We start from the raw sequence: 24,168 nt of genomic DNA, 5'->3' as shown, positions 1-24,168 counted from the left end.
AGTGGCTGGGACAGCATGCGCGTCTCCTCAGGTGCTGCGAGAGGCCCCGGCATCAGGCGAAGAGCCCGGAGCCGACGAAGTCGTTCTCGTCGCGCGCTCCCGGGGGAACCGCGAAGATCGCCGACCCCACGTGCTTGATGTACTCGTTGAGCGCGTCGTTCGCGAGGTTCTGCTGCACCGTGACGAACTGCTGGGGCGATCGCTGGAACGAGAGGAAGAACAGCCCCGCATTGAGGCGCCCGAGCTCGTCGTTCCCGTCGACGAAGTTGTAGCCGCGCCGCAGCAGCCGCACCCCGCCGTTGACGGTCGGATGCGCGAGCCGCACGTGCGACTCCTTGTCGATGAGCGGCGCGCCGGTCGCGCCGGCCGTGTCGAAGTCGGGCTCGGTGAACTCGCCGCCGCCCGACAGGGGAGCTCCCGAGCCCTTGCTCCGGCCGATCACCCGCTCCTGCTCGCCGAGCTGGGAGCGGTCCCACGTCTCGATGATCATCCGGACCTTGCGTGCCACCAGGAAGCTCCCGCCGACCAGCCAGTCGGGGCCGTCCGTGGACTGCACCCAGACGTGCTCCTGGACGGCGTCCGCCTCCTCCGACTTCACGTTGGCCGTGCCGTCCTTGAACCCGAAGAGGTTGCGCGGCGTCGCCTGCGCGGTCGAGGTCGACGAGGTGCGCCCGAACCCGAGCTGCGACCATCGGAGCGACGCGCGGCCGAACGCGATGCGGCTGAGATTGCGGATCGCGTGCACGGCCACCTGCGGGTCGTCGGCGCACGCCTGGATGCACAGGTCGCCTCCGCTGCCCGCGGGGAGCAGCGCATCGCCGCGGAAGCGCGGGAGCGCCTCGAGCTCGGGCGGCCGGCGGTCGGCCAGGCCGAAGCGGTCGGTACCGTCGGCATCGGTGAAGAGCGTCGGGCCGAAGCCGAACGTCACGGTGAGCGACGAGGCGTCGAGCCCGAGGGCCTCGCCCGTGTCCTGCGGAGGAGCGGTGTCGGGTCCGCCGACGGCCCCCTCCTCGCTCATCTCGAGACCCTGGGAGAGCCGGGATGCGGCGAGTGTCCAGTCCTGCAGGAGCTCGATGAGATCCTCGCGCGTGGTTCCCGACGCGACATCGAACGCGGCGAAGTGCAGACGGTCCTGCGCCGCGGTGGTGATGCCCGCCTGGTTGGGTCCGAAGAACGGCACCGTGTTCGCTGCTCCGGAGGCGCTGGCGGCCGCCGTCGAGGTCACGGCGACGGTGCCGCCGACCCCCGCGGCGATACCCGCCGTCCCGGCGGAGACGAGGCCGAGCAGTCCGCGCCGCGAGAGGCGGCGGGGCTGCTCGACCGGGGCGGTCGACTCCGGGTCGTCCGCGATCTGCTCGTCGTTCACTACGCCGCGGGCTCCTCGACGCCCAGCACCGTGTGAGTCAGCTGCGAGAGGGGCTCCGAGAGGGCGTTCACCTGGTCCGAGAGCTCCTTCTTCTGGTCGGCCGTCAGCGTCGAGTAGGCGACGAACCCGGAATCGATCGAGCCGTACTGCGCCAGCATCGTGTCGAGCTCGGTGAAGCGCTCCGTGATCTGCGCCGTGAGGTCGGCGCCGTCGTCGCCGGTCGCGGTGGCGATGGGCTCGACGTTGCCGAAGGCCACCTCTGCGCCCTGCACGTTGGCGGCGAAGTCGGTCAGGTCGGTGCTCGACCACCAGTCCTCCTCGCCCGTGATCTTGCCGGCGGCGACCTCGTCGAGCAGTCCGATCGCGCCGTTCGAGATGTCGCCGACCGAGACCGTGAAGTCGGCCGCATTCACGAGGTCGTAGAGGCTCTGCACGTCGTCGACGAGGCCCTGGCCGAACTCGGCGCGCTGCTCCGTCGTCGACGGTGCCCAGTCGAGGTAGGCGCTGGTGCCGTCGGAGTTGAGCGCGTCCGGCGCGGGCACCCAGAGGTCCTTCTCGATGCGGTGGAAGCCGGTCCAATCGAGGCCCTCGGCGACCGCGTCGACCTCGCGGTAGTCGATCCTGGGGTCGAGGTCGCCGAACGCCTCGGCGGTCGGCTCGATGCGCTCGTAGAACACGCGGGTCGAGGCGAAGAGGCTGCGGGCGGTCTCGTCGTCGCCGGCGACGTACGCGTCGGTGAACGCCTTCACGGCGGGGAGCAGCTCGCCCGACTGGGACTTCACGTAGGCGATGTAGTTGGTCACGGCGGCCTCGGTGGCGGCCTGCTCGTCGGCGGACTGCTCGGTCGCCTCGCCGGTCACCGTGAACTCGGTGAGCCCGATCGGGGCGCCGACCTGCTGGAACTTGCAGGCCGTGTAGTAGGTGCCAGGCTCGAGCTGCGCGACGTACGACACGCTCTGGCCCGGGGTCACGTTCTCCTTCTCGCCCACGATGCGCAGCTTGTCCTCGGCGAGGATCTCGAACTCGTTGACGTCCGATCCCGTGTTCTCGAGTGCGAAGGTGACGGCTCCGGCCTCGGCGGTGGCGGTCGACACGTCGCACGTCTCGTCGCTGATCGCGACGTCGAGGGCGGCGGAGGAGGACGCGTCAGTCGTGTTCGGCACGCAGCCGGTGAGGATCAGCGCGAGCGCGCCGACTCCTGCGAGGCCGGTGAGGGCACGGGGGAGCGGGGTTCGAGTGCGCGAGGACATTGTTCTCCTGGTGTCGAGGGAGGCCGGCCCGGCGATGCCGGAGCGGGTCGAGAAGATCAGACGGAGGCGGTGGTGGGCGCCGCGGCCGGGGCCGCGCTGCCCCGTCGCGGCCTGCGGAGGCGGACCTGGCGGAGGAAGAGGGTGCCGACGACGACGAGGTAGAGCAGCCAGGCCGCGAACTGGAGCGCGGTCGGCTCGGGCGTGTAGTTGAAGAGCCCGCCGAGCACCGCGGCGATCGGCGCGGGGAGAACGGAGCCGAGGCTGAACAGCGGCGCGCCCCCACCGGGCAGCAGCGAGGCCTCCTGCAGGTCGCCCACGCCGTACGCGAGCACGCCGGCGGCGACCAGGATCAGGAATCCACCGGTCCAGGTGAAGAAGCGCCCGAGGTCGATGCGGACGAAGCCGCGGAAGATCAGGTAGGCGATGACGACGGCGCTCAGGATCCCGAGGAACGCGCCGATCGTGCCGACCCACGCATCCGATCCGGAATCGGCGCTGCTCGAGGACACGCTGGCCCAGACGAAGAGCGCGGTCTCGATTCCCTCGCGGCCGACGCTGACGAAGCCGAGCACGACGATCCCGATCGCGGAGCCGGCCACGGCGCCGTCGAGCTTAGACTCGAGCTCGCCCTTGAGGCTCCGGGCGTGAGCGCCCATCCAGAAGATCATCCACGTCACGAGGCCCACGGCGAGGATCGAGAGACCGCCGCCGAGCAGCTCCTGCGCCTGGAACGACAGGCCGTACGGCCCCCAGGTGAGGATCGCGCCCGTGCCCAGCGACAGCACGATCGCGGCGGCGATCCCGGTCCACAGCCGGGGCAGGACGTCGCGGCGGCCGAGCTTGGTCAGGTAGGCCACGAGGAGGCCGACCACGAGGCCTGCTTCGAGGCCTTCGCGAAGGCCGATGAGGTAGTTTGCGAGCACGCGTGTTCTCTTGATCGAGGGCGGGGAGGACGGGACGGCACCCGCCCCGGGCCGTGTTCCTTCGGTAAGCCTTGCCTTACCGGAGTCGACTGTAGCCCGATGCCCGCGTGCCTGTCCATCAGTGGCGCGGGCCGGAGGAGACGCGTCGGACGAGAGGCAGAGAGTGGACGCGACCCGAGACGGCGTCACCGAGCGGATCGTGGCGGTGCACGCCCATCCGGACGACGAGACCATAACCATGGGCGGCACTCTGGCGCATCTCGTCGCGGAGGGAGCGGCCGTCACCGTCGTCACCGCCACTCGCGGCGAGCGCGGCGAGGTCATCCCCGACGACCTGGCGGCCCTCGAGGGCTCGGATCAGCTCGCCCCCCACCGCACCACCGAGCTCGTCGTCGCTCTGACCGCGCTCGGTGTGGCCGACCACCGCTTCCTCGGCGACGCGGGTGCCAGAGCCCCCGGTCTCACGCCCCGCATCTACCGCGACTCCGGCATGCAGTGGGGCCCTGGTCGGGTGCCCGTCCCGCTCGAGCCGGCCGATCCGCACTCCCTCACCAGCGCCGACGCAGAGGAGGAGATCGCCGACCTCGTCGCCGTCCTCTCGCAGACCGGCGCGGCCGCCGTGCTCTCCTACGACGACGGAGGCGGCTACGGCCACCCCGATCACATCCGCACCGCGAGCGTCGCGCGGCAGGCGGCCGAGCGCCTCGGCCTGCGCTTCCTCGCCGTCCTGCCCGTCGATGCCGAGCCGCTCCCCGGCGATGTGGCGATCGAGCTGACCGACGACGACTACGCGCGCAAGCGCTCGGCCCTCGAGGCCCACGCGACCCAGCTCGTCGTGGAGGGCGAGCAGGCGCGGCTGTCGAGCGGCCCACCCTTCCCCATCGGCCGGGTCGAGCGTTTCCGCCCGTCCGCGCCGCCCGTCGAGCCCCGGCCCGCCGTCGAGCAGCGCCCGGGCCTCCGCTCGCGGCTGCTCTCCGGAGTCGCCGCGGTCGCCGTCGGCGCCGTCGTCGGCACCATCACGACGGTCGCGCACCAGAGCACCGTGACCGTCGGTGGAGCGGTCCTCCCCCTCGGACTCATCGCGTCCCTCGCGGCGGTCCTCCTGCTGCTCCTCGGCCTCCGCCTGGTCATGGTCGATCGCTTCGTCGCGTTCTGCACGGCGATGGGGCTCCTCGGAGTCATCGGCCTCCTCGCCCTGCGGAGTACCGGGGGCTCGGTGCTCGTCCCCGCGAACGGCATGGGGATCGCCTGGACCTTCCTGCCGGCGCTGATCGCGCTCGTCGTGATCGCCTGGCCGCGACTGCGCGTCCCGGCGCCCGGCGGCGTCGCCGCACCGCCGCTCCCCGTACGATAGAGACCTCTGTTCGAAGGGACGTCCACGACCGTGACCTACGTGATTGCACTTCCGTGCGTCGATGTCAAAGACCGCGCCTGCATCGACGAATGCCCGGTCGACTGCATCTACGAAGGCGAGCGCTCGCTCTACATCCACCCCGACGAGTGCGTCGACTGCGGTGCCTGCGAGCCGGTCTGCCCCGTCGAGGCGATCTACTACGAGGACGATCTGCCCGAGGAGTGGTCCGACTACTACAAGGCCAACGTCGAGTTCTTCGACGAGATCGGCTCGCCGGGCGGCGCTGCGAAGGTCGGCGTGATCGCGAAGGACCACCCGGTCATCGCCGTCCTGCCTCCCCAGGCCCACTGAGGCGCGTCCGTGGCACTCGGAGCGCTGCCCGACTACCCCTGGGATCTCATGGGGCCGTATGCACGCACCGCGGCGGCTCACCCCGGCGGGATCGTCGATCTCTCCATCGGGTCGCCCGTCGACCCCACGCCTGCGCCGATCCGCGAAGCCCTGGCCCGCGCGACCGACGCCCACTCCTATCCGACGACGGTCGGCACCCCTGCCCTCCGCGAGGCGATCGCCGCCTGGTACGACCGGCGCCGCGGAGTACCCGGCCTCGGTCTCGACGAGATCCTGCCGACCATCGGCTCGAAGGAGCTCGTCGCCTGGCTGCCGTTCCTTCTCGGGCTCGGCGAGGGCGACGTCCTCGTGCATCCCCGCGCGGCCTACCCGACCTACGCGATGGGCGCCGCGATCGCGGGCGCCGAGGTGCTCGCCTCCGACGATCCCGACGAGTGGCCCGAGGCCACCCGCCTGGTCTGGCTGAACTCGCCCGGCAACCCCGACGGCGCCGTGCTCGACGTTCCGGCGCTCCAGCGCGCCGTTGCCCGGGCGCGCGAGCTCGGAGCCGTGATCGCGGGCGACGAGTGCTACGCCGAGCTCGGCTGGGACGGCCGCTGGGTCGGCGAGCCGATCCCGAGCATCCTCGACCCCCGGGTGGCGGGGGAGGAGCGCCGAGGCGTCCTCGGCGTCTACTCGCTCAGCAAGCAGTCCAACCTGGCCGGCTACCGCGCGGCCTTCGTCGCCGGAGACGCGGCGCTGATCGCACGCCTCGTCACCGTGCGCAAGCACGCCGGCATGATCGTCCCTGCTCCGCTCCAGGAGGCGATGATCGTCGCCCTGGCCGACGACTCGCACGTCGCCGAGCAGAAGGAGCGCTACCGCGCGCGCCGCGACCGTCTCCGGCCGGCCCTCGAGGCCGCCGGCTTCCGGATCGACCGCAGCGAGGCCGGACTCTACCTCTGGGCCACCGAGGGACGGCCGGCCTGGGAGTCGATCGATCGGCTGGCGCGGATCGGCGTCCTCGCAGGCCCCGGCGTCTTCTACGGCGACCACTTCACCGAGCACGTGCGGCTCTCGCTGACGGCCTCCGACGAGCGCATCGCCGTGGCCGCCGACCGTCTCTCGGCCGGTCTCTGAGGCGCCTCTCCGCGCGATCCTGGAGGGATCCCACAGGGCGCAGCGGCGAGCGCTGGCGGGTGTCACAGTGCCCCCGCTTTGCCCATAGGCTGTATGTGGTTCGGTCGATGTCGCCTCACGACGGCGCGCGCTGCACCACCATCCAGACCCGGCGCCGCCCGCTCCGAGCGAGCGCGCGCAGGGATGCGACGTGACGACCTGGGAGGCGTTGTGACCGAATCCGGCACGCAGAGCGACGGACCCGCGACGGTGGAGACACCCGAGCCCGCCACGGAGAGCGCGCCGGCAGCGGCCGAGGCCCAGCCCGAGAAGGTCACGCTGACCTTCGGCGATCGGACGGCCGAGTTCCCCGTCCTCCGCAGCGTCGACGGCGCCTCGAGCATCGACTTCTCGACGCTGACGAAGCAGACCGGCCTCATGTCGCTCGACTACGGCTTCGTCAACACCGCGGCGACGAAGTCGCGCATCACCTACATCGACGGCGACCAGGGCATCCTGCGCTACCGCGGCTACCCGATCGAAGAGGTCGCCACCAACGCGACCTACCTCGAGGTCGCCTGGCTCCTCATCTACGGCGAGCTGCCCACGGCCGACGAGCTCGCGGGTTTCGACGAGCGGATCCGCCGTCACACGCTCCTGCACGAGGATCTCAAGCGGTTCTTCGATGCGCTGCCGCACAACGCGCACCCCATGTCGGTGCTCTCCGCGGGCGTCTCGGCCCTCTCGACCTACTACGAGGAGACCTCGAACCCGAAGGATCCGGAGGCGGTCGAGCTGACCACCATCCGCCTCCTCGCGAAGCTGCCCGTGATGGCGGCGTACGCGCACAAGAAGGCGATCGGCCAGGCGTTCCTCTACCCCGACAACTCGCTGAGCTTCGTCGACAACTTCCTCCGGCTGAACTTCGGCACCATGGCCGAGCCGTACGAGATCGACCCCGTGCTCTCCAAGGCGCTCGACCGCCTCCTGATCCTGCACGAGGACCACGAGCAGAACGCGTCGACGTCGACCGTCCGCCTCGTCGGCTCCACCGAGGCCAACCTCTACGCGTCGGTCTCGGCCGGCATCAACGCGCTGTTCGGGCCGCTGCACGGCGGAGCGAACGAGGCCGTGCTGACCATGCTCGGCCGCATCCGCGAGTCCGGCGAGAGTGTTCAGACCTTCGTCGAGCGGGTGAAGAACAAGGAGGAGGGCGTGCGCCTGATGGGCTTCGGCCATCGGGTGTACAAGAACTACGACCCGCGCGCCAAGCTCGTGAAGGAGAGCGCGGGCGAGGTGCTGCAGGCCCTCGGAGTGAAGGATCCGCTCCTCGACATCGCGATGGAGCTCGAGGCCCTCGCGCTCGAGGACGACTACTTCAAGGAGCGCCGCCTCTACCCGAACGTCGACTTCTACACCGGTGTCATCTACAAGGCGATGGGCTTCCCGACGCGGATGTTCACCGTGCTGTTCGCCATCGGCCGCCTCCCGGGCTGGATCGCCCACTGGCGTGAGATGAACACCGACCCGCAGACCAAGATCGGCCGCCCCCAGCAGCTCTACATGGGCGCCCCCGAGCGCCACTGGCCCACCGGCCGCTGATCCGCGGCAGCAGAGACAGGGCTGAGAGCCCGATTCCCCGAGAGATCAGGAGGAATCGGGCTCTCGCCATGTGCGCGAGGCTCCTCGCTTCCGCAGTCGCCGGAGGATCGACCTCGGAACGCGAGGGGGCTCGGGCGTCAGGCGTGCAGCGCCGCGTTCAGCTCGATGCCGGCGCCGGTTCGGGCGAGCACCTCGACGGCGCCGCTCAGCGAGTTGCGGCGGAACAGCAGGTTCGGGACTCCTGAGAGCTCGACGGCCTTGACCGTCTGCGGGCGGCCGTCGGCTCGCGGCGCGCCGCCGACCACGACGACCTTCGTGCCGGCGGTGACGTAGAGGCCCGCCTCCACGACGGAGTCGTCGCCGATCGAGATCCCGATCCCGGAGTTCGCCCCGAGCAGTGCCCGCGCGCCGATCGACACGCGCTGCACGCCCCCGCCCGAGAGAGTGCCCATGATCGAGGCGCCTCCGCCGATGTCGGAGCCGTCGCCGACGACGACCCCCTGCGAGATGCGCCCCTCGACCATCGAGCTGCCCAGCGTGCCGGCGTTGAAGTTCACGAAGCCCTCGTGCATGACGGTCGTACCCGGGGCGAGGTGCGCGCCGAGTCGCACCCGCGACGTGTCGGCGATGCGCACCTTGGCCGGGGTCACGTAATCGGTGAGGCGCGGGAACTTGTCGATCCCGGCCGCCTGGATCCCGTGGCGGCGGAGCGAGGGGCGTAGGCGCGTGAACGACTCCGGAGACACCGGCCCCGCGTTCGTCCACACCACGTTGGGCAGATGGGCGAAGACGCCGTCGAGGTTGATGGTGTTCGGCCGTACCAGCAGGTGCGAGAGCAGGTGCAGGCGGAGGTACGCGTCGGAGGTCGAGGCCGGCGGTGCCTGGGTGTCGATCTGCAGCGTCACCACGTCGATCCGGACCTCACGGCGCGCATCCTCGCCCGCCAGCGCCTCGAACTCGGCCGGCACGATCCAGGGATCGCGGTCGGCGGGGATGGCGCCGAGCCGCGGCTCCGGGAACCAGGTGTCGAGGACGGTGCCGTCCGAGGCGATCGTCGCGAGGCCGTATCCCCAGGCGGAGGCGGGCGCGGCGGACTCGGCGGTGCTCTGGGTGGTCATGCGGACCAGGGTAGCGCGGGGGGCGCGGCCGGTAGCCTGGGACGCATGGCCGCTCCGACCTCCGACGCTCCCGCCGTCGTGCCCCTCGATCTCCGCTCGGATCCGATCGAGCTGACGCGGGTCCTCTGCGACATCCCGTCGGTGTCGGGTGACGAGCAGGCGATCGCCGATGCTGTCGAGCTCGCGCTCGCGCCCTACGACCACCTCGAGGTGATCCGCGACGGTCACACGGTCGTCGCGCGGACGAACCTCGGTCGCGCCCAGCGCGTGGCGATCGCCGGCCACCTCGACACGGTCCCGATCAACGACAATCTGCCGGTCCGCGTCGAGACGATCGACGGTGTCGAGCACCTCGTCGGGCGCGGCACGGTCGACATGAAGGCCGGAGTCGCGGTGCAGCTCGTCCTCGCCGCCGAGCTCGTCGATCCGGTCGTCGACATCACCTGGATGTGGTACGACAACGAGGAGGTCGCCTCCGATCTCAACGGCCTGGGCCGGCTCGCCGCTCAGCGCCCCGACCTCTTCTCCGCAGACTTCGCCGTCCTCGGCGAGCCGACCAGCGCGGAGGTCGAGGGGGGCTGCAACGGCACCCTCCGCGTCGACGTGATCACCCGCGGTCGGCGTGCGCACTCCGCGCGCAGCTGGGTCGGCGAGAACGCGATCCACGCGGCCGCCCCGATCCTCGACCGCTTGGCCGCCTACGAGCCCCGAAGCGTCGAGGTCGACGGGCTGGTCTACCGCGAAGGCGTCAACGCCGTCCGGGTCTCGGGTGGGGTCGCGGGCAACGTCATCCCCGATCTGTGCACCGTGCACGTCAACTACCGCTTCGCCCCCGACCGGAGCGGCGAGGAGGCGGTCGCCCACCTCCGCGAGCTCTTCGACGGCTTCGAGGTCGAGGTCGTCGATCTCGCCGAGGGCGCCCGCCCCGGCCTCGACGCTCCGCTCGCCGCCGCCTTCCTCGCCGCAGTGGGAGCTGAGGCGAAGCCGAAGTACGGCTGGACCGATGTCGCCCGCTTCTCGGCGCTGGGAGTCCCCGCCGTCAACTACGGTCCCGGCGACCCGCTGCGCGCCCACGCCGACGACGAGCGTGTGGCAGTTCACGAGATCACCGACTGCGCGGCGGGACTGCGCCGCTGGCTCGGCGGCTCGGCGTGAACGCCCTGACGGCTCAGCTCCCCGTGCGGAGGAGGGCGCAGCTGCGTCTCGTCCCGTGGTGGGTCCGAGTCCTGGCCGTCTTCGTCGCGACCCGGGTGGTCACGACGGTGATCCTGCTGCAGTTCGCCGCGAACCAGGCGCAGAACTCGTGGACGGGCCCGTCCCCCTCCTACGTCGACTTCGCGACGATGTGGGACGGCCGCTGGTACGAGATCATCGCGACCTCCGGCTACCCGTCCGTGCTCCCAGTGACGGAGGCGGGGGAGATCGGCGAGAACGCGTGGGCGTTCATGCCGCTGTACCCGGCCGTGGTGCGACTCCTGATGGCCGTCACCGGACTCGGCTGGGCGACCGCCGCCGTCGCCATCTCGGTGATCTGCGGAGCCGCCACGTGCCTCGTGCTCTACCGCCTGTTCCGGCACTCGCTCGGCGAGGGGCAGTCGCTGATGGCGGTTCTGCTCTTCTGCGTCGCGCCGACCTCGCCGATGCTGCAGCTCGCCTACGCCGAGTCGATGGCCATGATGCTGACCGCGATCGCACTGCTGCTGCTCGTACGGAGGCAGTTCGCCTGGGTGTTCCCGGTCGTGCTCCTGCTGGGGCTGACGAGGCCGAGTGGTCTCGCGTTCGCCGCCGCGATGGGCCTCTATGTCGTGGTGCGGTTCGTCCGCCGCGCTCGCGAGCCGTTCCCGCGCGCCGACTGGCTCCCTGCCGTCGCGCTGACCGGCTGGGGCCTCGTCGTCGGCTTCTTCTGGCCCGCCGCCGCGTGGGCGGTGACGGGGTCGCCGACCGCCTACACCGACACCGAGCTCGCCTGGCGCTCGGCCTACATCGGCTACCAGGAGCTCTTCCCCTTCACGGCGTGGTTCCAGAGCGGGGCCTGGTGGGGGAACTGGTGGTTCGGCGCCCCGCTGATCGGCATCCTCATCGTCGTGCTGCTGGTCGCCGCATTCGTGGGCATCCTGGCGGCTCCGTGGACACGACGTCTGGACCTGTTCAGCCGCGTCTGGGTCGCCGGATACGCCGTCTACCTGTTCGCCTTCTTCTTCCCGCAGTCCAGCACATTCCGGCTCCTCGGCCCGATGTTCCCGCTGGTCGGCGCACTCGCCGTTCCCCGCTCGCCGCTGTTCCGCTGCGGCCTCGTCGCCCTCGGCATCGCCGGCCAGATCGGCTGGATCACCATCTGCTGGGCGGTCGACGGCTACGACTGGACTCCGCCGTGATCGGCAACCCCTGAGGGTCACCGAGAGGGCGGATTTCGTGAGGGCCGCGGATGCGCGATAATAGACGGATACGTCACGAAAGGGGAACTCTATGGCGGCCATGAAGCCGAGGACCGGAGACGGACCGATGGAGGCTGTTAAGGAGGGGCGACTCATCGTCGTGCGCGTCCCGCTCGAAGGAGGCGGACGCCTCGTCGTCTCGGTCAACGATGCAGAGGCGAAAGAACTCCACGACGCGCTCGCGTCCGTGGTGTCTCCCGCCTGAGCAGCACATCGCCAGATCTGAACAGCCCGGATCTGAACAGCACTGTCGAGAACGCCCGTCGCACCCCGTGCGGCGGGCGTTCCCTCTTTCTCCGGCAGTCCCTCGGAGGCGCGGAAACGCTCGGCAGCGTCAGGCGCGGCGCTTGTTGGCCTGCAGCAGCCCGTCGCCGATCGGCGAGAGCACGCTGACGACCGCGGGCGAGGCGCAGACCTCTGCGACGAGCGTGCGGAACGCCGACGCGATCTCGTCGCGCTGAGCAGGGTTCGAGACCCGGCCGCGCCAGAGCGCGTGCGGCACCAGCACGGTGCCGCCCGGTCGCACGAGCCGCAGCGCGTGCTCGACGTTCTCAATGACCTGCAGCGGGTCGCCGTCGACGAAGACGATGTCGTACGAGTTCTCGTTCATCCGGGGGAGCACCTCGAGGGCGCGTCCCGGGATCAGCCGCAGCCGGTTCGGCGAGATCCCGGCCTCGTGGAACTGAGCGCGCGCGTGCTGCTGATGCACCGCCTCGGAGTCGATCGAGGTCAGCATCGCCTCGGGAGCGCCGTCGAGCAGCCACAGCCCGCTCACGCCGGTCCCCGTGCCGATCTCGATGATCGACGTGGCACGTGCGGCGGCCGCGACCAGGGCGGACTGCGCGCCGATCGAGGGGGAGACGGCGTCGATGCCGAGCTCGACCGAGAGTCGTCGGGCGGCGGTGATCGCCTCCGATTCGACGATGGCGTCCTCGGCGTACTTCCAGTTGGCATCCTTGTCGGACACGGAGGGACTCCCTTTCGTCGATGCGGGGGCGGATCGCGCCCGCCGCACGGTCAGGCTACGGTGGCGCGCGAGGTCGGCGACGCAGGCGCGGCGGGTTACTCTTGTCTCGTGTTCGGTTTGACGTTCGACAAGCTCCTCATCATCGGAGTCATTGCCGTCTTCGTGCTGGGTCCCGACCGCCTCCCGCACTACGCCGCCCAGCTCGGGCAGCTCGTGCGCAAGGTGCGCGGATTCGCCACGCAGGCCCGCGAGCGGGTCAAGGACGAGATGGGCGAGGAGTTCAACGAGGTCGACTGGAAGAAGCTCGACCCGCGTCAGTACGACCCGCGTCGGATCATCCGCGACGCCCTCCTCGAGGACGACACGCCCACTCCGACGGTCAAGCCGCCGTCCGCCGTCGCAGCTCCGGTCACGACCGCCGCGTCGAAGCAGGACAGCTACTACACGACGATGAAGCGCTCCGCCGGTGCCGGCGAGCTCTCGACGGTGGCGCCGCCGCCCATCGACTCCGAAGCCACCTGAGGCGCGCCGCCGTGACCCGCTGACAGCGTCCGGGTCAACCGACCGACATCGGGAGGCTCCGCCCGGTCAGCCCGCGCGGCCTCCGCGCGAGGTCCCGCGCGAGTGACGTGATCGCCCGCGCAGCGGGATCGCCGGGGTCACCGACCACCACCGGCACGCCGTCGTCACCGCCCGCACGCAGAGCGACGCTGATCGGCAGGGATGCGAGCACGGGTACCGGATCGCCGCTCGCCGTGAGCCGGCGGGCGACTTCGGCGCCGCCTCCGCTGCCGAAGAGCTCGAGCACTGTGCCGTCGGCCTGGGGGAGCCCGGCCATGTTCTCGACGACGCCGATGATGCGCTGGCCCGACTGCCGCGCGAGAGCGCCGCTGCGCTCGGCGACGTCAGCGGCGGCCGGCTGCGGGGTCGTCACGATCAGCACCTCGGCATGGGGGAGCAGCTGGCCGATCGAGATGGCGACGTCGCCCGTGCCCGGCGGAAGATCGAGCAGCAGCACGTCGAGATCGCCGAAGTAGACGTCGGTCAGGAACTGCGAGATCGTGCGGTGCAGCATCGGTCCGCGCCACGAGACGGCGGCGCCCCGGGTATCGCCCTCGAGGAACATCCCGATCGAGATCACCTTGACGCCGTGAGCGACGGGCGGCATCATCAGCTCGCCGACCCGCGTGGGTCCGGCGACCCGCCCGTCGTGCATGAGTCCGAGGAGCCCCGGGATCGAGAAGCCGTGCACGTCGGCGTCCACCAGCCCGACCGAGAGGCCCTGCTCGGCGAGGGCGACCGCGAGGTTGGCTGTCACCGTCGACTTGCCGACTCCCCCCTTGCCGCTGGTGACCGCGATGACCCGGGTCAGGGACTCTGGACCGAACGGCATCGTTCGCCGGGCGCCGCGGAGGCGCTCTGTGAGGGCGTTCCGCTGCGCCGGCGTCATCACGCCGACCGCGAGGCGGGTCTGCGTCACTCCGGGGGTCCGCTCGACGGCCTCGCGGACGTCGCGCTCGATCGCCGACGCGGCCGGGCAGCCGACGATGGTCAGCCGGATCTCGACGTCGACGGCACCATCGGCGTCGGCCACCACCGATTCGACCATGTCGAGCTCGGTGATGGGCTTGCGGATCTCGGGATCGACGACCCGTGCGAGCGACTCGCGCACGGCGCGCTGCAGCTCGGCCGGGTCGCACGCCGCTCGGTCAGCGCCCGCGACGTCAGGCATCGCCGCGCTCGGGCGCGCCCGACTCCGCGCGGTCCTTCTCGAGCTCCTCGACGAGGTTCCGCAGCTCGGAGCGGATGAAGTCCTTGCTCGCCATGTCGCGGATCGCGAGGCGGAGGGCGACGACCTCTCGGGCGAGGTACTCGGTGTCGGCGAGGTTGCGCTCGGCGCGCTGACGGTCCTGCTCGATCTGCACGCGGTCGCGGTCGTCCTGTCGGTTCTGCGCGAGCAGGAGGAGCGGAGCCGCGTACGAGGCCTGCAGCGAGAGGATCAGCGTCAGCACCGTGAACCCGAGGGCCTGCGAGTCGAAGCGCGCATCCTCTGGGCCGTAGGTGTTGAAGAGCAGCCAGAACACGCAGAAGACCGTCATGCCGAACAGGAACCACGGGGTCCCCATGCCGCGGGCGAACGACTCGGTCAGCCGGCCGAAGCGGTCGCTCCTCTGCCTGTTGCGCAACGGCAGGACCCGCGTGCGCAGTCCCTTCGGGGCGTCGAGCCGCCGGTCCTGCTTAGTCTCCCGTGCCACGGGCGCCCCTCCATCCTCGTCGTCGTCCGCCGCTCGCCCTGGTCGTCTTCTGCGGGGCGAGCGGGATGCCCTGCGTCGCCGTGGTCACCGGTTTCCGCGGTTCGTCGTCGTCTCCGTGGCTGCGCCAGTCGTCCGGCAGCAGGTAGTCGAGGACGTCGTCGATCGTGACCACGCCGACGAGCCTGTGCGACTCGTCGACCACGGGCACCGAGACGAGGTTGTAGCTCGCCAGGATCCGGGCGACCTCGGCGGCCGAGGTGTCGGGGGTGATCGGGTCGAGGCTCTGGTCGAGCAGCGTGCCCAGTCGCTCGTGCGGCGGGTAGCGCAGCATCCGCTGGAAGTGCACCATGCCGAGGAAACGACCGGTCGGCGGCTCGTACGGCGGCAGAGTGACGCAGACAGCGGCGCCGAGGGCGGGTGCGAGCTCGTGGCGGCGGATCAGGGCCAGGCCCTCGGCGACGGTCGCCTCGGACGAGACGATGATCGGCTCCGTCGTCATCAGACCACCGGCCGACTCGGGCGCGTAGGTGAGGAGCATGCGGACGTCGTCCGCCTCCTCCGGCTCCATCAGCTCGAGCAGGGCTTCGCCGCGCTCCTCCGACAGCTGGGCGATCAGGTCGGCCGCATCGTCCGGCTGCATCTGGTCGAGGACGTCGGCGGCGCGGTCGTCGTCGAGCTGGCCGAGGATCTCGACCTGCTCGCTCTCGGGCATCTCCTCGAGGACGTCGGCGAGGCGGTCGTCGGAGAGCTCGCCGGCCACCTCGAGCATCCGCTGCTGCGGAAGGTCGAGCAGTGTGCTGGCGAGGTCGGCGGGCTTGAGCTCGGAGAGGCTGGCGACGTACTGCTCGGCCGACTGCGCCTCGCGGGAGACGCTCTCGCGCACCTCGCGCCAGCCGGCGAACGCGGTCGCGCCCTTGGCGAAGGGGGAGGGGCTCGTCTTGGGACGGCGCACGAAGAGCTGGGCGAGCTGCCACTCACCCGGCCCCACCTCCTCGATCGCGACGTCCTCGACGATCGCGTCGCCCGAGCCGTCGACGAAGCTCATGCGCCGGCCGAGGAGCTCGGCGATCACGCGGACCTCGCCTCCGCGCTGCTCGAAGCGGCGGACGTTGATGAGCCCGGTGGTGATGATCTGCCCGCTGCCGATGCTGGTCACGCGGCCGATCGAGACGAAGACGCGTCGGCGGCCGGGGATCTCGACGACCAGTCCCACGACGCGCGGAGGGTCGTTCTGCCGATAGACCAGGAGCACGTCCCGGACCTTGCCGACGCGATCACCGGCGGGGTCGAAGACGCTGCATCCGGCCAAGCGCGCGACGAAGACTCTGGCAGAACTCACGGCTACAAACCTAGTGCCGCCCACCCAGGCCGGAGCCGTGCGTTCCCGGCTGGCCCTCGGGATGCTCTCGATCACTGTTCAGAAGGCTCCAAGTCGGCTGTGCGACCCTGAACGGGTGACTCAGCAGACGCCGTTCAACGGCCGCGGGCGGGCCTTCCCGACCATCCCTCGCGGCGAGATCCTCGCCACCTTCGACACCTATCAGGAGGCGCAGGCCGCCGTCGATGTGCTCGCCCGCGCCGACTTCCCCGTGCGCCAGCTCGCGATCATCGGCAACGAGCTCAAGAGCGTTGAGCGGGTGACCGGCAAGCTCACGTGGGGTCGCGTCGCGCTGGCAGGAGCGGCGTCCGGAGCCTGGCTCGGGGTGTTCCTGGGCCTCCTGCTCATCATCTTCTCTCCGACGACCGAGTTCTCCTTCCTGATCGCCGCCGTTCTGCTCGGTGCCGGCTTCGGGATGCTGTTCGGCCTCGCCTCCTACGCCGTGAACCGCCGTCGCCGCGACTTCACCTCGACGATGCAGGTCATCGCGACCAGCTACTCGGTCCTCGTCGACCCCGAGGTGGTCAACCGGGCCCGCAACCTGCTCGATGGGCAGGCCGCCGGGGCCGAGGCGCCGAACACCGTCTGGGCGCCGCCGCCGGTGACGGGCGAGCCGGCGCCTGTCCGCCCCGAGGACGACCAGCGCTGACTCGCACCGAGGGAACCAGTTCTCGCGGAGACATCGCCTCCTGAGCGGTACCTCTGCGAGAACCGCCTCGTTCCGTCCTCGATCAGCGCGACGCCGAGCCCACCGGCGGCAGGACGATGTCGACCACGAGCCCGTGCGGTTCGCGGTTCGAGAGTGCGACGGTGCCGCCGGCCGAGAGGACCGTCGTGTGCACGAGTGCCAGGCCCAGCCCGCTGCCGCCTGACGCGAGCGTCCGGGAGTCGTCGGGCCGCGAGAACCGATCGAAGGCGACGGGGATGAAGGCGTCGGGCATCCCCGGCCCGTCGTCCGAGACGGTGAGCAGCAGCCGTCCGTCCTTCTGGCTGAGTGCGGCGACGATCATTCCTCCGCCGCTGATCGCCTGGATCGCGTTGCGGACCAGATTGTCGATGACACGTCCGAAGTCCTGAGCCGCGACGGCATAGAGGCGCGACGGTTCGCGCTCGTCGATGTCGTAGTCGATCTCGACGCCCGATTCGCTCGCCAGCAGCCGGGTGCGGTCGACGGCGCCGACGAGCTCGTCGACCAGCTCGTCGAACGGAGCCGTCGGCCGGACCGACCGGCTCTCGATCCGCGAGATGTCGAGGAGGGCCGAGGCAAGGCGCACGAGCCGGTCGACGCTCTTGCGCGCGTCGAGGATCACCCGGTCGACCGCCACCGGATCCTCGACGCGGTGGTGGGCGATCTCGAGCTGAGCCGACAGGGCGGCGAGCGGAGTCCGCAGTTCGTGGCTCGCATCCGAGACCATCTGCTTCTCGCGGGCGAGGGAGGCGCTCTGCTTCGTCAGGAACGCGTTGAGAGTCTCGGCCAGCTCGTCGATCTCGTCGCGGGTGCCCACGACCGGCAGCTGGTCGCCCTGGCCGGGGTCGGCGGCGATCTGGTCGGCGCGGGCGCGCATCCGTCTGACCGGTGCGAGAGCCGCACCGGTGAGGATCCAGGAGGCGAGACCGAACGTGACGACGAGGAAGATCGCCGCGTAGACCAGCACATGAGCGAAGTCGTCGAGCACGAGCTGCGAGGCGGCCTGATCCCGCGCGGTCGCGACCGACCAGATGCCGTCATCGGCCTCGACCGCGGTGATGCGCACGAGGTACCGGGTCGAGCCCGTCGTGATCTCGGTGTAGCGCGGGGTCGAGTCGGCGGCGCTCGCCCTCAGCTCGTCGAGGATCGAGGTCGACAGGCGGGCGGGCATCGTCGTCGCACCGGCATCCCCCTCCGGACTCACGGCGAGGTAGAGCTGACCCGTCGAGGAGCCGTCGGCACGGGGGACGTTGCCGGCCGAGATGTCGCGGCGGATCTCGTCCTCGATCGAGACCAGGATGGTGCGCTCGCTCCGCTCGACGATCCCCGAGACCACCTGGTAGAAGAGCATCGCGGCGAGCGCGAACAGCACGGTCGCGACCGCGACGCTGCCGATGGTGATGCGCGCGCGGATCGAGAGGGCGTTCGATCGGCGCCCGGCCGGCTCGGGCGTCGACACGGCTCTACTCGACGGGACGCAGGAAGTAGCCCTTGCCGCGCACCGTGACGATGCTCACGCCGGTGTCCTCGGTGGGCAGCTTCTTGCGGAGGTAGCTGACGTACTGATCGACGATGTTGTTGTCGACGATCTCGCCGCCGCCCCAGATCTCCGAGAGGATCCGCTGCCGGGTGACGACCGAGCCGACCGGAGTGATGAGGAGCTTGAGGAGCTCGAGCTCTTTCGGGCTCACGTGGATCCGGGTACCGTCGGCCGTTCGGCGGATGCTCGAGCCGTCGACGGTGATGCGGCCGACCTCGATCGAGGTCGACATCAGCGACGGGCTCCGGCGCAGCAGCGCGCGGAGGCGGGCGTTGAGCTCGGTGAAGGCGAACGGCTTGGTGAGGTAGTCGTCGGCACCGGCGTCGAGCCCGAAGACGCGGTCCTCGATGGCGTCGCGCGCCGTCAGCAGCATGATCGGAGTGGACCGGCCGAGCTCCCGGATGCGCCGGCAGATCTCGAACCCGGACATCGCCGGCAGCATCACGTCGACGATCGCGGCGGAGAACTCGGCGTTGTTGAAGGCGACGAGGGCGTCGACGCCGTTGGTCGTCAGCACGGCCTGGTAGCCGGCGTCCTCGAGGCCGCCCACGAGGGCCTCGCCCATGGCTGGATCGTCTTCGACGACAAGGATGTTCACGCGCTCACCCTACGGCGCGGCTCTCAGGAACGGGCGTTTCCTGAGAGCGTTTCGAGGGATGTTCGGGGTCGGCAGCGAGGAAGCCGACTCGGCCACCGGTGGCCCTCGATCGAGGGTGGGAGGCGATCAGCGAGACGATGTGTCCTCGAGCTGAGCAGATCTACTGTCTTTTCCCGCCACGACGTTCCCATCCGGGGGGCATGCGACTACGAATAGGACACGACGTCTCCCGGCGAACCTCGCGCACCCGAAGCGCGCTCCGTCCCCATGGAGATTCGCGACGTCGACGAATAGGTGATGTCCGTGACCCCTGCACGATTCCTCCCGCGCCTCCGACCGCTCGTCCCCGCCCGCTGGCGGAGGAAGCGACAGCTCTGTCTGTCGTGCGGACGCGTTCCGCGGCGGCTGTTCGATCCGTACTGCTCGAAGCGCTGCGCCGAAGACGACGACTGACGCATCGGCCGGACCTCCCGTACCGACGCCGCAGGCTCGGCGGACGATCGGCGGGCCCGGTTCTCGGCAGTACCGGTCGGCGCTTCACTGGCGCCACTCCGGGTGACGCGGGGAAGGAGAAATCGACGACGTCCGAGGGGCGACGTCCGTGCGAGTGGCTCGCGCGGACTGTGCAGCGGGTACTCCATGCGCTCGACGGCGTGCCGAGCCCCCGTATTCGCGCGGAAGGAGGCGGTCGGCGCTTTCGCACATCGCCTTCTGCGAAGCGGCTTCGTCGTCTCCGCAGCCGGCAGAACGCTGTTCCGCTCCTCGACTAGCCTCGGCGCTATTCGACGGTTGGGGACGGCATGACGACGGAACGCAAGGAGCAGGTCGACCGCACTCCGTCGATGGAGGTCAGCACAGCGGGAACGGGACGCTTCGAGTCTCTCGACGGCCTCCGGGGGGTCGCTGCGCTGGTCGTCGTCATCCACCACTGCCTGCTCGTCGTGCCCGAGCTCGCCTCCGGGGGGCCGGGGGAGGGGTCTCTCCTCGCGGACGTGCTGAAGTTCTCTCCGCTGCACCTCGTCTGGCTCGGTACAGAGGCCGTCTGGCTGTTCTTCATCCTGAGCGGCTTCGTGCTGACGCTTCCCTACCTGCGCACACGTCGACTCGACATGGCCTCCTACTACCCGCGTCGACTGATCCGCATCTACCTCCCGGCGTGGGCGGCGCTCGCGTTCGCCGCCGTCCTCGCCCTCCTGGTCACCCGCCCCGATGCTTCGGCCGGCGCGTGGATGGACCGGCACAATTCGCAGCCACTCGGCGAGACCCTCACCGACGCAGCGCTGGTCCTCGGCGGTTCGACGCTGAACACTCCTCTGTGGTCGCTGCAGTGGGAGGTCCTCTACTCCCTGATCCTCCCGCTCGCGCTGCTCCTGTTCGGGCGGCCGTCGCGGTGGTGGGTGGCGACGGCGGGCGGCCTGCTCGCGCTGATCGTCCTCGGCGCGCTGCTCGACGTCAAGGCCCTCTTCTTCATGCCGATGTTCTTCTTCGGCAGCGTCCTGGCGAGCAACTGGCCGAGCATCGATGCCGCGGCGCGTCGCCTCCTCAGCGGGCGCCGGGGCGATGCGGTCGGGTGGGCGCTCCTGATGGCGGCGGTCCTGCTGCTGACCCTGAAGTGGACGTTGCTGCCCCTTGCCCTTCCGTCAGTGCTGTCTTCGGCCGCACAGGGCACCGCGATCGCCGGCATCGTCATCCTCTTCGTCCTCGCGCTCTCGTGGCAGCCGGCCGTCGACCTGCTCCGCCGCCGTGCTCTGCGCTGGCTCGGGATGATCTCGTTCAGTCTCTATCTGATCCATGAGCCGATCGTGGTGGCGGTCGGGGTCGCGCTGGGACCCGACCTGTCCTTCCTCGCGATCGTCATCGCTCTGCCGCTGTCCCTCGCCGCGGGTTGGGCTTTCTATCGCGCCGTCGAGTACCCGTCGCACCGGCTCGCACGACGCGTCGGCCGCGCGGTCTCGGACAGGGCGGCCACGCGCTCTGCGGTCTGAGGACCGCCCGCAGGAAGAGCCGGTGGCCCGCGATCGGTCCCGCAGCGATCAGGTATCCGATCACGGGGGACATCCGATGGCACGTGCTCGAGGACTGACGCACGAGTGGCAGAGGACGGCGGTGAGGATCACCGTGCGGGTCGCGAACCGCGGCTCCGACAGTTTCGCGGCGGTGCTCCCGCGCTGTCTCGAGGGCTGGGATGTCGCCGTCGAGGGAGTCGGCTCGACGGGCTACCTCAAGGCCGGGAACGACGGTCTGGGCACCTTCCAGCAGCGCATCGACGCGCTGAGCCATGGAGACGAGTTCCAGCTGGTGATCCTCCCGGGTGGATCGAACGACCAGAACGTCGAGAACGCGGGACCGGCGGAGGCGGTGGGCAGCACAGTGCAGACCCTGCGCGCGCACTTCCCGTCAGCGCGGCTCCTGATGCTCGGCCCGGTCTCGATATCGACCAACTCGAATGCAAACAAGCGCTACGTCGACCAGGTGCTCCGCGAGTATGCGGCCGAGCAGCGGATCGAGTTCATCAGCCCGCTGGCGGAGACGTGGTTCCCGACGTCGTCGCAGCCCGAGTGGGTGAACATCGAGCTCGGCCACCCGAACACGGCCGGCTACGACCACATGGCGCAGAAGCCGGCCGAGGACCTCCGGGAGATCATCGTCACGGCGTGATTCAGCACGAGCTCTTCGATGCCGGCTCCCAGACGATGACGCTCAGCCCTTCGTCGATCAGGCGTCGGCGACGACTGATCGTGCGCTGCGCCCGTTCAGCAGCCGATCTGCGGGGCGTTCGACGAAGGCGTGGAGTAGACCCGCGGAAGCGAGACTGACGGCGAAGACGAGCAGGATCACTGTCGGGCCGCGAGTCGCCAAGCCGAGCATGCCCGACCCCGTCGAGACGGCGCCCATCGCAAGGACATGCACGAGGTAGAACGAGTAGGACCATGCGCCGAGACGAACGAGGACGGGGTGTCGGAGCCACCGGCCGCGGCCATCCAGATCGGACTGCGCTGCTGAGACGATGAGGAGACCGAAGGCGAGGACGGGCGCGGCAGCAACGCCGATGAGGGAGTGTGTCGCGGAGGCGAACGCCAGTGCTCCGACCGAGAGCCCCCCAGCGAGTGCGAGTGGAATGCGGGGCATCTCGCCCTTCCGTAGGGCGACCGCGAAGACGACCCCGAGGAAGAACTCCGGGAGCCTTGCCAGTGGCAGGTACCCGACCAGCCAGTCGGCGACCTCGGAGTCCCCGATGCGTCCCGTGCCCGAGACGAAGGATCCGACCACGCCAACGAGAAGGACGCCCGCGGCGGACGCCGCTGCCATCAACCATCGTGCTCGCGACCGCATAGCGACAACCGGACGGATCACGAGCGGGAACACAAGGTAGAAAAAGGCCTCGCACGACAGGGACCAGGCTGGGACATTGATTGCGAGGATGACGTCGTGATCCGGGAGCCAGGCTTGGAGAAGCACCGGAGTGAGGATGCCGTCGGAGAGAGCAGCCGGGTCGGTTGCGATCTTCGCGGCGACACCTGCGAGCAGAGTGACCGCATACACCGGATAGATCCTCGACAGCCGACGCCTGTAGAACGTCACAGGTGTCACTGACCTCCGGTGGGACCACGCCAGAACGAAACCCGACAGGATGAAGAAGAAGGTCACACCACTTCGCCCCGATGAGGACAGGACACCGAAGACGGTTGCGGACGGGCCATCGAGGAGAGCTGTGGCGTGGAAGCAGAAAACGAGAAGAGCGGCGAACCATCGCAAGCTCGTGAGGCTGTCAAGTCGCTGAGGCACGCCCGTCAGGCTATTCAGGCTGTGGGCGAGCGCCGACGATGGGCGCATGTTGGGCGAGGCGCTGGCACGCGATCTGCGACATCGTGAGAGCCGACAGGGCTCGGCGATCGGACGGAGAGCGCCTCCGCGTGGTGCCCCCAGCGGAATGAGAACCTGCGCCCCCGCCCCTGGAGGGGCGATCGCTTCCCGCGAGGATGCGGAGTTTCGACGCCTGAGCCGCGTCTTTCTCGCCTTGCTCGCTCGTTCGGACCCTGCTCACGCACAAGGGTTGCGGGGGAGTGTCGGCAGAATGCGAGCAAGGAGGGGTGTGACGCGAGTCCCCCCTTCAAGGGTCCGGATGAATCACGGCCCCTGGCCCGGGCTACGCACTCTTGTGCAGCCTTCTCCGGGGGGAGGGGGTAGGGACTCCACGCCTGACACGAGCCCCGGAGGGGTCCACAGTGTGGACGACCTTCTCGCTGCTCACGAGATGGATCGAACACCTCGTCGAACACTCGCCGGTGGATGCAGACGCAACGGCGCCGGTCATGCGCAGGCGGACACAGCCTTCACGATGGACGATCGGCCGACTTTCGAGCGGGTGATCACCCTCATCACCGTTGCGGTCGACCGTGGCCATCCGACGAATGCCGCGATGACCAGACGCATCGGGATCCCGGAGCGCACGATGCACCGGAAGGTGAATCGCATGAACGAGTTCATGGTGTCCGAGGTCGTCGCGACCATGAACGCACTCGGCTTGTGGCGCTCCGAAGAGTTGCGGCGCGTGACGAAGGAGCTGGTCAGCGGCGACCGCCACGCTCACGCCGGTCGGCGTCCGCGCGGACTTCGCCGTCACACATGCAGCGGCCCGTCTCGGAGTCGATCACGACCACTCCGCCTTTCCATGAGAGCAGCCAGGGCGCGTCGTCGCCATGCCGACGGTACGCGTCGACGGCGGCGTCGGGGTGGCCGCGGGGGCGGTGCGGATGGTCGGGGTCGAAGCGGGTCGTGCCGCGATCGCGCTCGAGACAACCGACACGAGCCCGCGCAGGTCCTCGACGGGAGGGCTTCCCATCCGATCGCGGGGCGGGTACGAATGACTTTGGCGCCTCCCGAGCGACCAGCGAGCACCCGAATGCTCGCAGCCTCACGGTGGTCGCGGCGCCTACACCCTGGAGTCATCGATGACCGCTATTCTGCGAACCCTTCTGCACACCGGACGCTGCGACTCGTGCCGGCGGCGCCCTCGCCGCTTCGCCGACCCCTACTGCTCTGTGAACTGCGCGACCGACGACGACTGAGTGGTCGTAGCGGTGCGTCGGCGGCCGGTGCGCGGGCCTTCCGCGCACGGATGACGCTGCCACAGGCGAGTCGATGGGACTGCCGGGGCTCGCACCACACGAGCTGCGGCACGCTTCGGCGTCGCTCGCGACCAGCGCCGGAGCCGATGTGAAGGCCGTGCAGCGGATGCTCGTTG

At 70.1% G+C, this 24,168-nt stretch carries 22 protein-coding genes; 11 read left to right on the top strand and 11 right to left on the bottom strand.

Annotated elements, in window-relative coordinates; all coding sequences use genetic code 11:
• Positions 1 to 52 precede the first annotated feature (52 nt).
• Genes efeB through efeU form a run of 3 tightly spaced genes read right to left on the bottom strand, consistent with a single transcriptional unit; the run spans position 53 to position 3,539 of the window.
• Positions 53 to 1,351: an iron uptake transporter deferrochelatase/peroxidase subunit gene (gene efeB / locus ASG06_RS18225; RefSeq protein WP_056045499.1), complete on the bottom strand. Its 1,299-nt coding sequence runs from the start codon at positions 1,349 to 1,351 to the stop codon at positions 53 to 55.
• Between the two features lie 14 nt (positions 1,352 to 1,365).
• On the bottom strand, positions 1,366 to 2,616 hold the full coding sequence (efeO, locus tag ASG06_RS18220) for an iron uptake system protein EfeO (RefSeq protein WP_056044993.1): 1,251 nt from the start codon (positions 2,614 to 2,616) through the stop codon (positions 1,366 to 1,368).
• 56 nt (positions 2,617 to 2,672) lie between these two features.
• The gene (gene efeU, locus ASG06_RS18215; protein ID WP_056044990.1) at positions 2,673 to 3,539 is read right to left on the bottom strand and encodes an iron uptake transporter permease EfeU; all 867 of its coding nucleotides are present in this window, start codon (positions 3,537 to 3,539) and stop codon (positions 2,673 to 2,675) included.
• Between the two features lie 163 nt (positions 3,540 to 3,702).
• On the opposite strand from efeU, the gene ASG06_RS18210 reads away from it, so the two are divergent.
• The 4 genes from ASG06_RS18210 to ASG06_RS18195 all read left to right on the top strand — a co-directional run bounded on the left by ASG06_RS18210 (position 3,703) and on the right by ASG06_RS18195 (position 7,944).
• Positions 3,703 to 4,893 (top strand): PIG-L family deacetylase, encoded by a 1,191-nt coding sequence (locus tag ASG06_RS18210; RefSeq protein ID WP_056044989.1) that lies wholly within the window; start codon positions 3,703 to 3,705, stop codon positions 4,891 to 4,893.
• A gap of 30 nt (positions 4,894 to 4,923) precedes the next feature.
• A complete protein-coding gene (fdxA, locus tag ASG06_RS18205) occupies positions 4,924 to 5,244 on the top strand; it encodes a ferredoxin (protein WP_056044987.1) in 321 nt (106 codons plus the stop codon).
• A 9-nt stretch (positions 5,245 to 5,253) separates the two neighbouring features.
• The gene (gene dapC, locus ASG06_RS18200; protein WP_056044986.1) at positions 5,254 to 6,363 is read left to right on the top strand and encodes a succinyldiaminopimelate transaminase; all 1,110 of its coding nucleotides are present in this window, start codon (positions 5,254 to 5,256) and stop codon (positions 6,361 to 6,363) included.
• 318 nt (positions 6,364 to 6,681) lie between these two features.
• Positions 6,682 to 7,944: a citrate synthase gene (locus ASG06_RS18195; RefSeq protein ID WP_056045496.1), complete on the top strand. Its 1,263-nt coding sequence runs from the start codon at positions 6,682 to 6,684 to the stop codon at positions 7,942 to 7,944.
• Between the two features lie 137 nt (positions 7,945 to 8,081).
• On the opposite strand, the gene dapD is transcribed toward ASG06_RS18195, so the two are convergent.
• Positions 8,082 to 9,062: a 2,3,4,5-tetrahydropyridine-2,6-dicarboxylate N-succinyltransferase gene (gene dapD / locus ASG06_RS18190; protein WP_056044984.1), complete on the bottom strand. Its 981-nt coding sequence runs from the start codon at positions 9,060 to 9,062 to the stop codon at positions 8,082 to 8,084.
• Positions 9,063 to 9,107: 45 nt separating this feature from the next.
• On the opposite strand from dapD, the gene dapE reads away from it, so the two are divergent.
• The 3 genes from dapE (at position 9,108) to ASG06_RS19735 (ending at position 11,702) form a co-directional block, all read left to right on the top strand.
• Entirely contained in the window at positions 9,108 to 10,217 is a 1,110-nt protein-coding gene (gene dapE, locus ASG06_RS18185; protein WP_056044982.1) for a succinyl-diaminopimelate desuccinylase, read from the top strand.
• A complete protein-coding gene (locus ASG06_RS18180) occupies positions 10,214 to 11,437 on the top strand; it encodes a hypothetical protein (RefSeq protein ID WP_082499354.1) in 1,224 nt (407 codons plus the stop codon). Before dapE ends, ASG06_RS18180 begins: the two co-directional genes overlap by 4 nt.
• Before the next feature lie 91 nt (positions 11,438 to 11,528).
• Positions 11,529 to 11,702, top strand: a complete 174-nt coding sequence (locus tag ASG06_RS19735) for a DUF3117 domain-containing protein (RefSeq protein WP_068208299.1) — start codon at positions 11,529 to 11,531, stop codon at positions 11,700 to 11,702.
• 129 nt (positions 11,703 to 11,831) lie between these two features.
• Here the strand turns inward: ASG06_RS19735 and ASG06_RS18175 are convergent, their stop codons facing one another.
• A complete protein-coding gene (locus tag ASG06_RS18175) occupies positions 11,832 to 12,464 on the bottom strand; it encodes an O-methyltransferase (RefSeq protein WP_056044981.1) in 633 nt (210 codons plus the stop codon).
• 108 nt (positions 12,465 to 12,572) lie between these two features.
• Between ASG06_RS18175 and ASG06_RS18170 the strand changes: the two genes are divergently transcribed.
• Positions 12,573 to 12,986, top strand: coding sequence for a twin-arginine translocase TatA/TatE family subunit (locus ASG06_RS18170; RefSeq protein WP_056044980.1), 414 nt, complete (start codon positions 12,573 to 12,575; stop codon positions 12,984 to 12,986).
• Between the two features lie 34 nt (positions 12,987 to 13,020).
• Here the strand turns inward: ASG06_RS18170 and ASG06_RS18165 are convergent, their stop codons facing one another.
• Genes ASG06_RS18165 through ASG06_RS18155 form a run of 3 tightly spaced genes read right to left on the bottom strand, consistent with a single transcriptional unit; the run spans position 13,021 to position 16,058 of the window.
• On the bottom strand, positions 13,021 to 14,196 hold the full coding sequence (locus tag ASG06_RS18165) for an Mrp/NBP35 family ATP-binding protein (RefSeq protein WP_056044977.1): 1,176 nt from the start codon (positions 14,194 to 14,196) through the stop codon (positions 13,021 to 13,023).
• Positions 14,189 to 14,719: a DUF1003 domain-containing protein gene (locus ASG06_RS18160; RefSeq protein WP_056044975.1), complete on the bottom strand. Its 531-nt coding sequence runs from the start codon at positions 14,717 to 14,719 to the stop codon at positions 14,189 to 14,191. Before ASG06_RS18160 ends, ASG06_RS18165 begins: the two co-directional genes overlap by 8 nt.
• Entirely contained in the window at positions 14,703 to 16,058 is a 1,356-nt protein-coding gene (locus tag ASG06_RS18155; RefSeq protein WP_056044974.1) for a magnesium transporter MgtE N-terminal domain-containing protein, read from the bottom strand. Before ASG06_RS18155 ends, ASG06_RS18160 begins: the two co-directional genes overlap by 17 nt.
• A gap of 115 nt (positions 16,059 to 16,173) precedes the next feature.
• On the opposite strand from ASG06_RS18155, the gene ASG06_RS18150 reads away from it, so the two are divergent.
• Positions 16,174 to 16,746 (top strand): general stress protein, encoded by a 573-nt coding sequence (locus ASG06_RS18150; protein WP_082499353.1) that lies wholly within the window; start codon positions 16,174 to 16,176, stop codon positions 16,744 to 16,746.
• Between the two features lie 82 nt (positions 16,747 to 16,828).
• On the opposite strand, the gene ASG06_RS18145 is transcribed toward ASG06_RS18150, so the two are convergent.
• Together ASG06_RS18145 and ASG06_RS18140 are read right to left on the bottom strand one after the other, a co-directional pair.
• Positions 16,829 to 18,244, bottom strand: coding sequence for a sensor histidine kinase (locus ASG06_RS18145; RefSeq protein ID WP_056044971.1), 1,416 nt, complete (start codon positions 18,242 to 18,244; stop codon positions 16,829 to 16,831).
• A 4-nt stretch (positions 18,245 to 18,248) separates the two neighbouring features.
• Positions 18,249 to 18,923 (bottom strand): response regulator transcription factor, encoded by a 675-nt coding sequence (locus tag ASG06_RS18140; RefSeq protein WP_056044970.1) that lies wholly within the window; start codon positions 18,921 to 18,923, stop codon positions 18,249 to 18,251.
• Positions 18,924 to 19,723: 800 nt separating this feature from the next.
• Here ASG06_RS18140 and ASG06_RS18135 point away from each other — a divergent pair.
• Positions 19,724 to 20,908, top strand: coding sequence for an acyltransferase family protein (locus tag ASG06_RS18135; protein ID WP_056044967.1), 1,185 nt, complete (start codon positions 19,724 to 19,726; stop codon positions 20,906 to 20,908).
• Between the two features lie 121 nt (positions 20,909 to 21,029).
• Positions 21,030 to 21,581: an SGNH/GDSL hydrolase family protein gene (locus tag ASG06_RS20355; protein WP_056044965.1), complete on the top strand. Its 552-nt coding sequence runs from the start codon at positions 21,030 to 21,032 to the stop codon at positions 21,579 to 21,581.
• Between the two features lie 57 nt (positions 21,582 to 21,638).
• On the opposite strand, the gene ASG06_RS18125 is transcribed toward ASG06_RS20355, so the two are convergent.
• Positions 21,639 to 22,757, bottom strand: coding sequence for an acyltransferase family protein (locus ASG06_RS18125; RefSeq protein ID WP_082499350.1), 1,119 nt, complete (start codon positions 22,755 to 22,757; stop codon positions 21,639 to 21,641).
• Positions 22,758 to 24,168: the final 1,411 nt, after the last annotated feature.

Origin of the sequence: Rathayibacter sp. Leaf185, from assembly GCF_001423885.1 — a bacterium.
GTDB lineage: Bacteria > Actinomycetota > Actinomycetes > Actinomycetales > Microbacteriaceae > Rathayibacter.
Note: the sequence above shows the minus strand (reverse complement) of the source record. Positions and strands in the feature narration are given on the sequence as shown.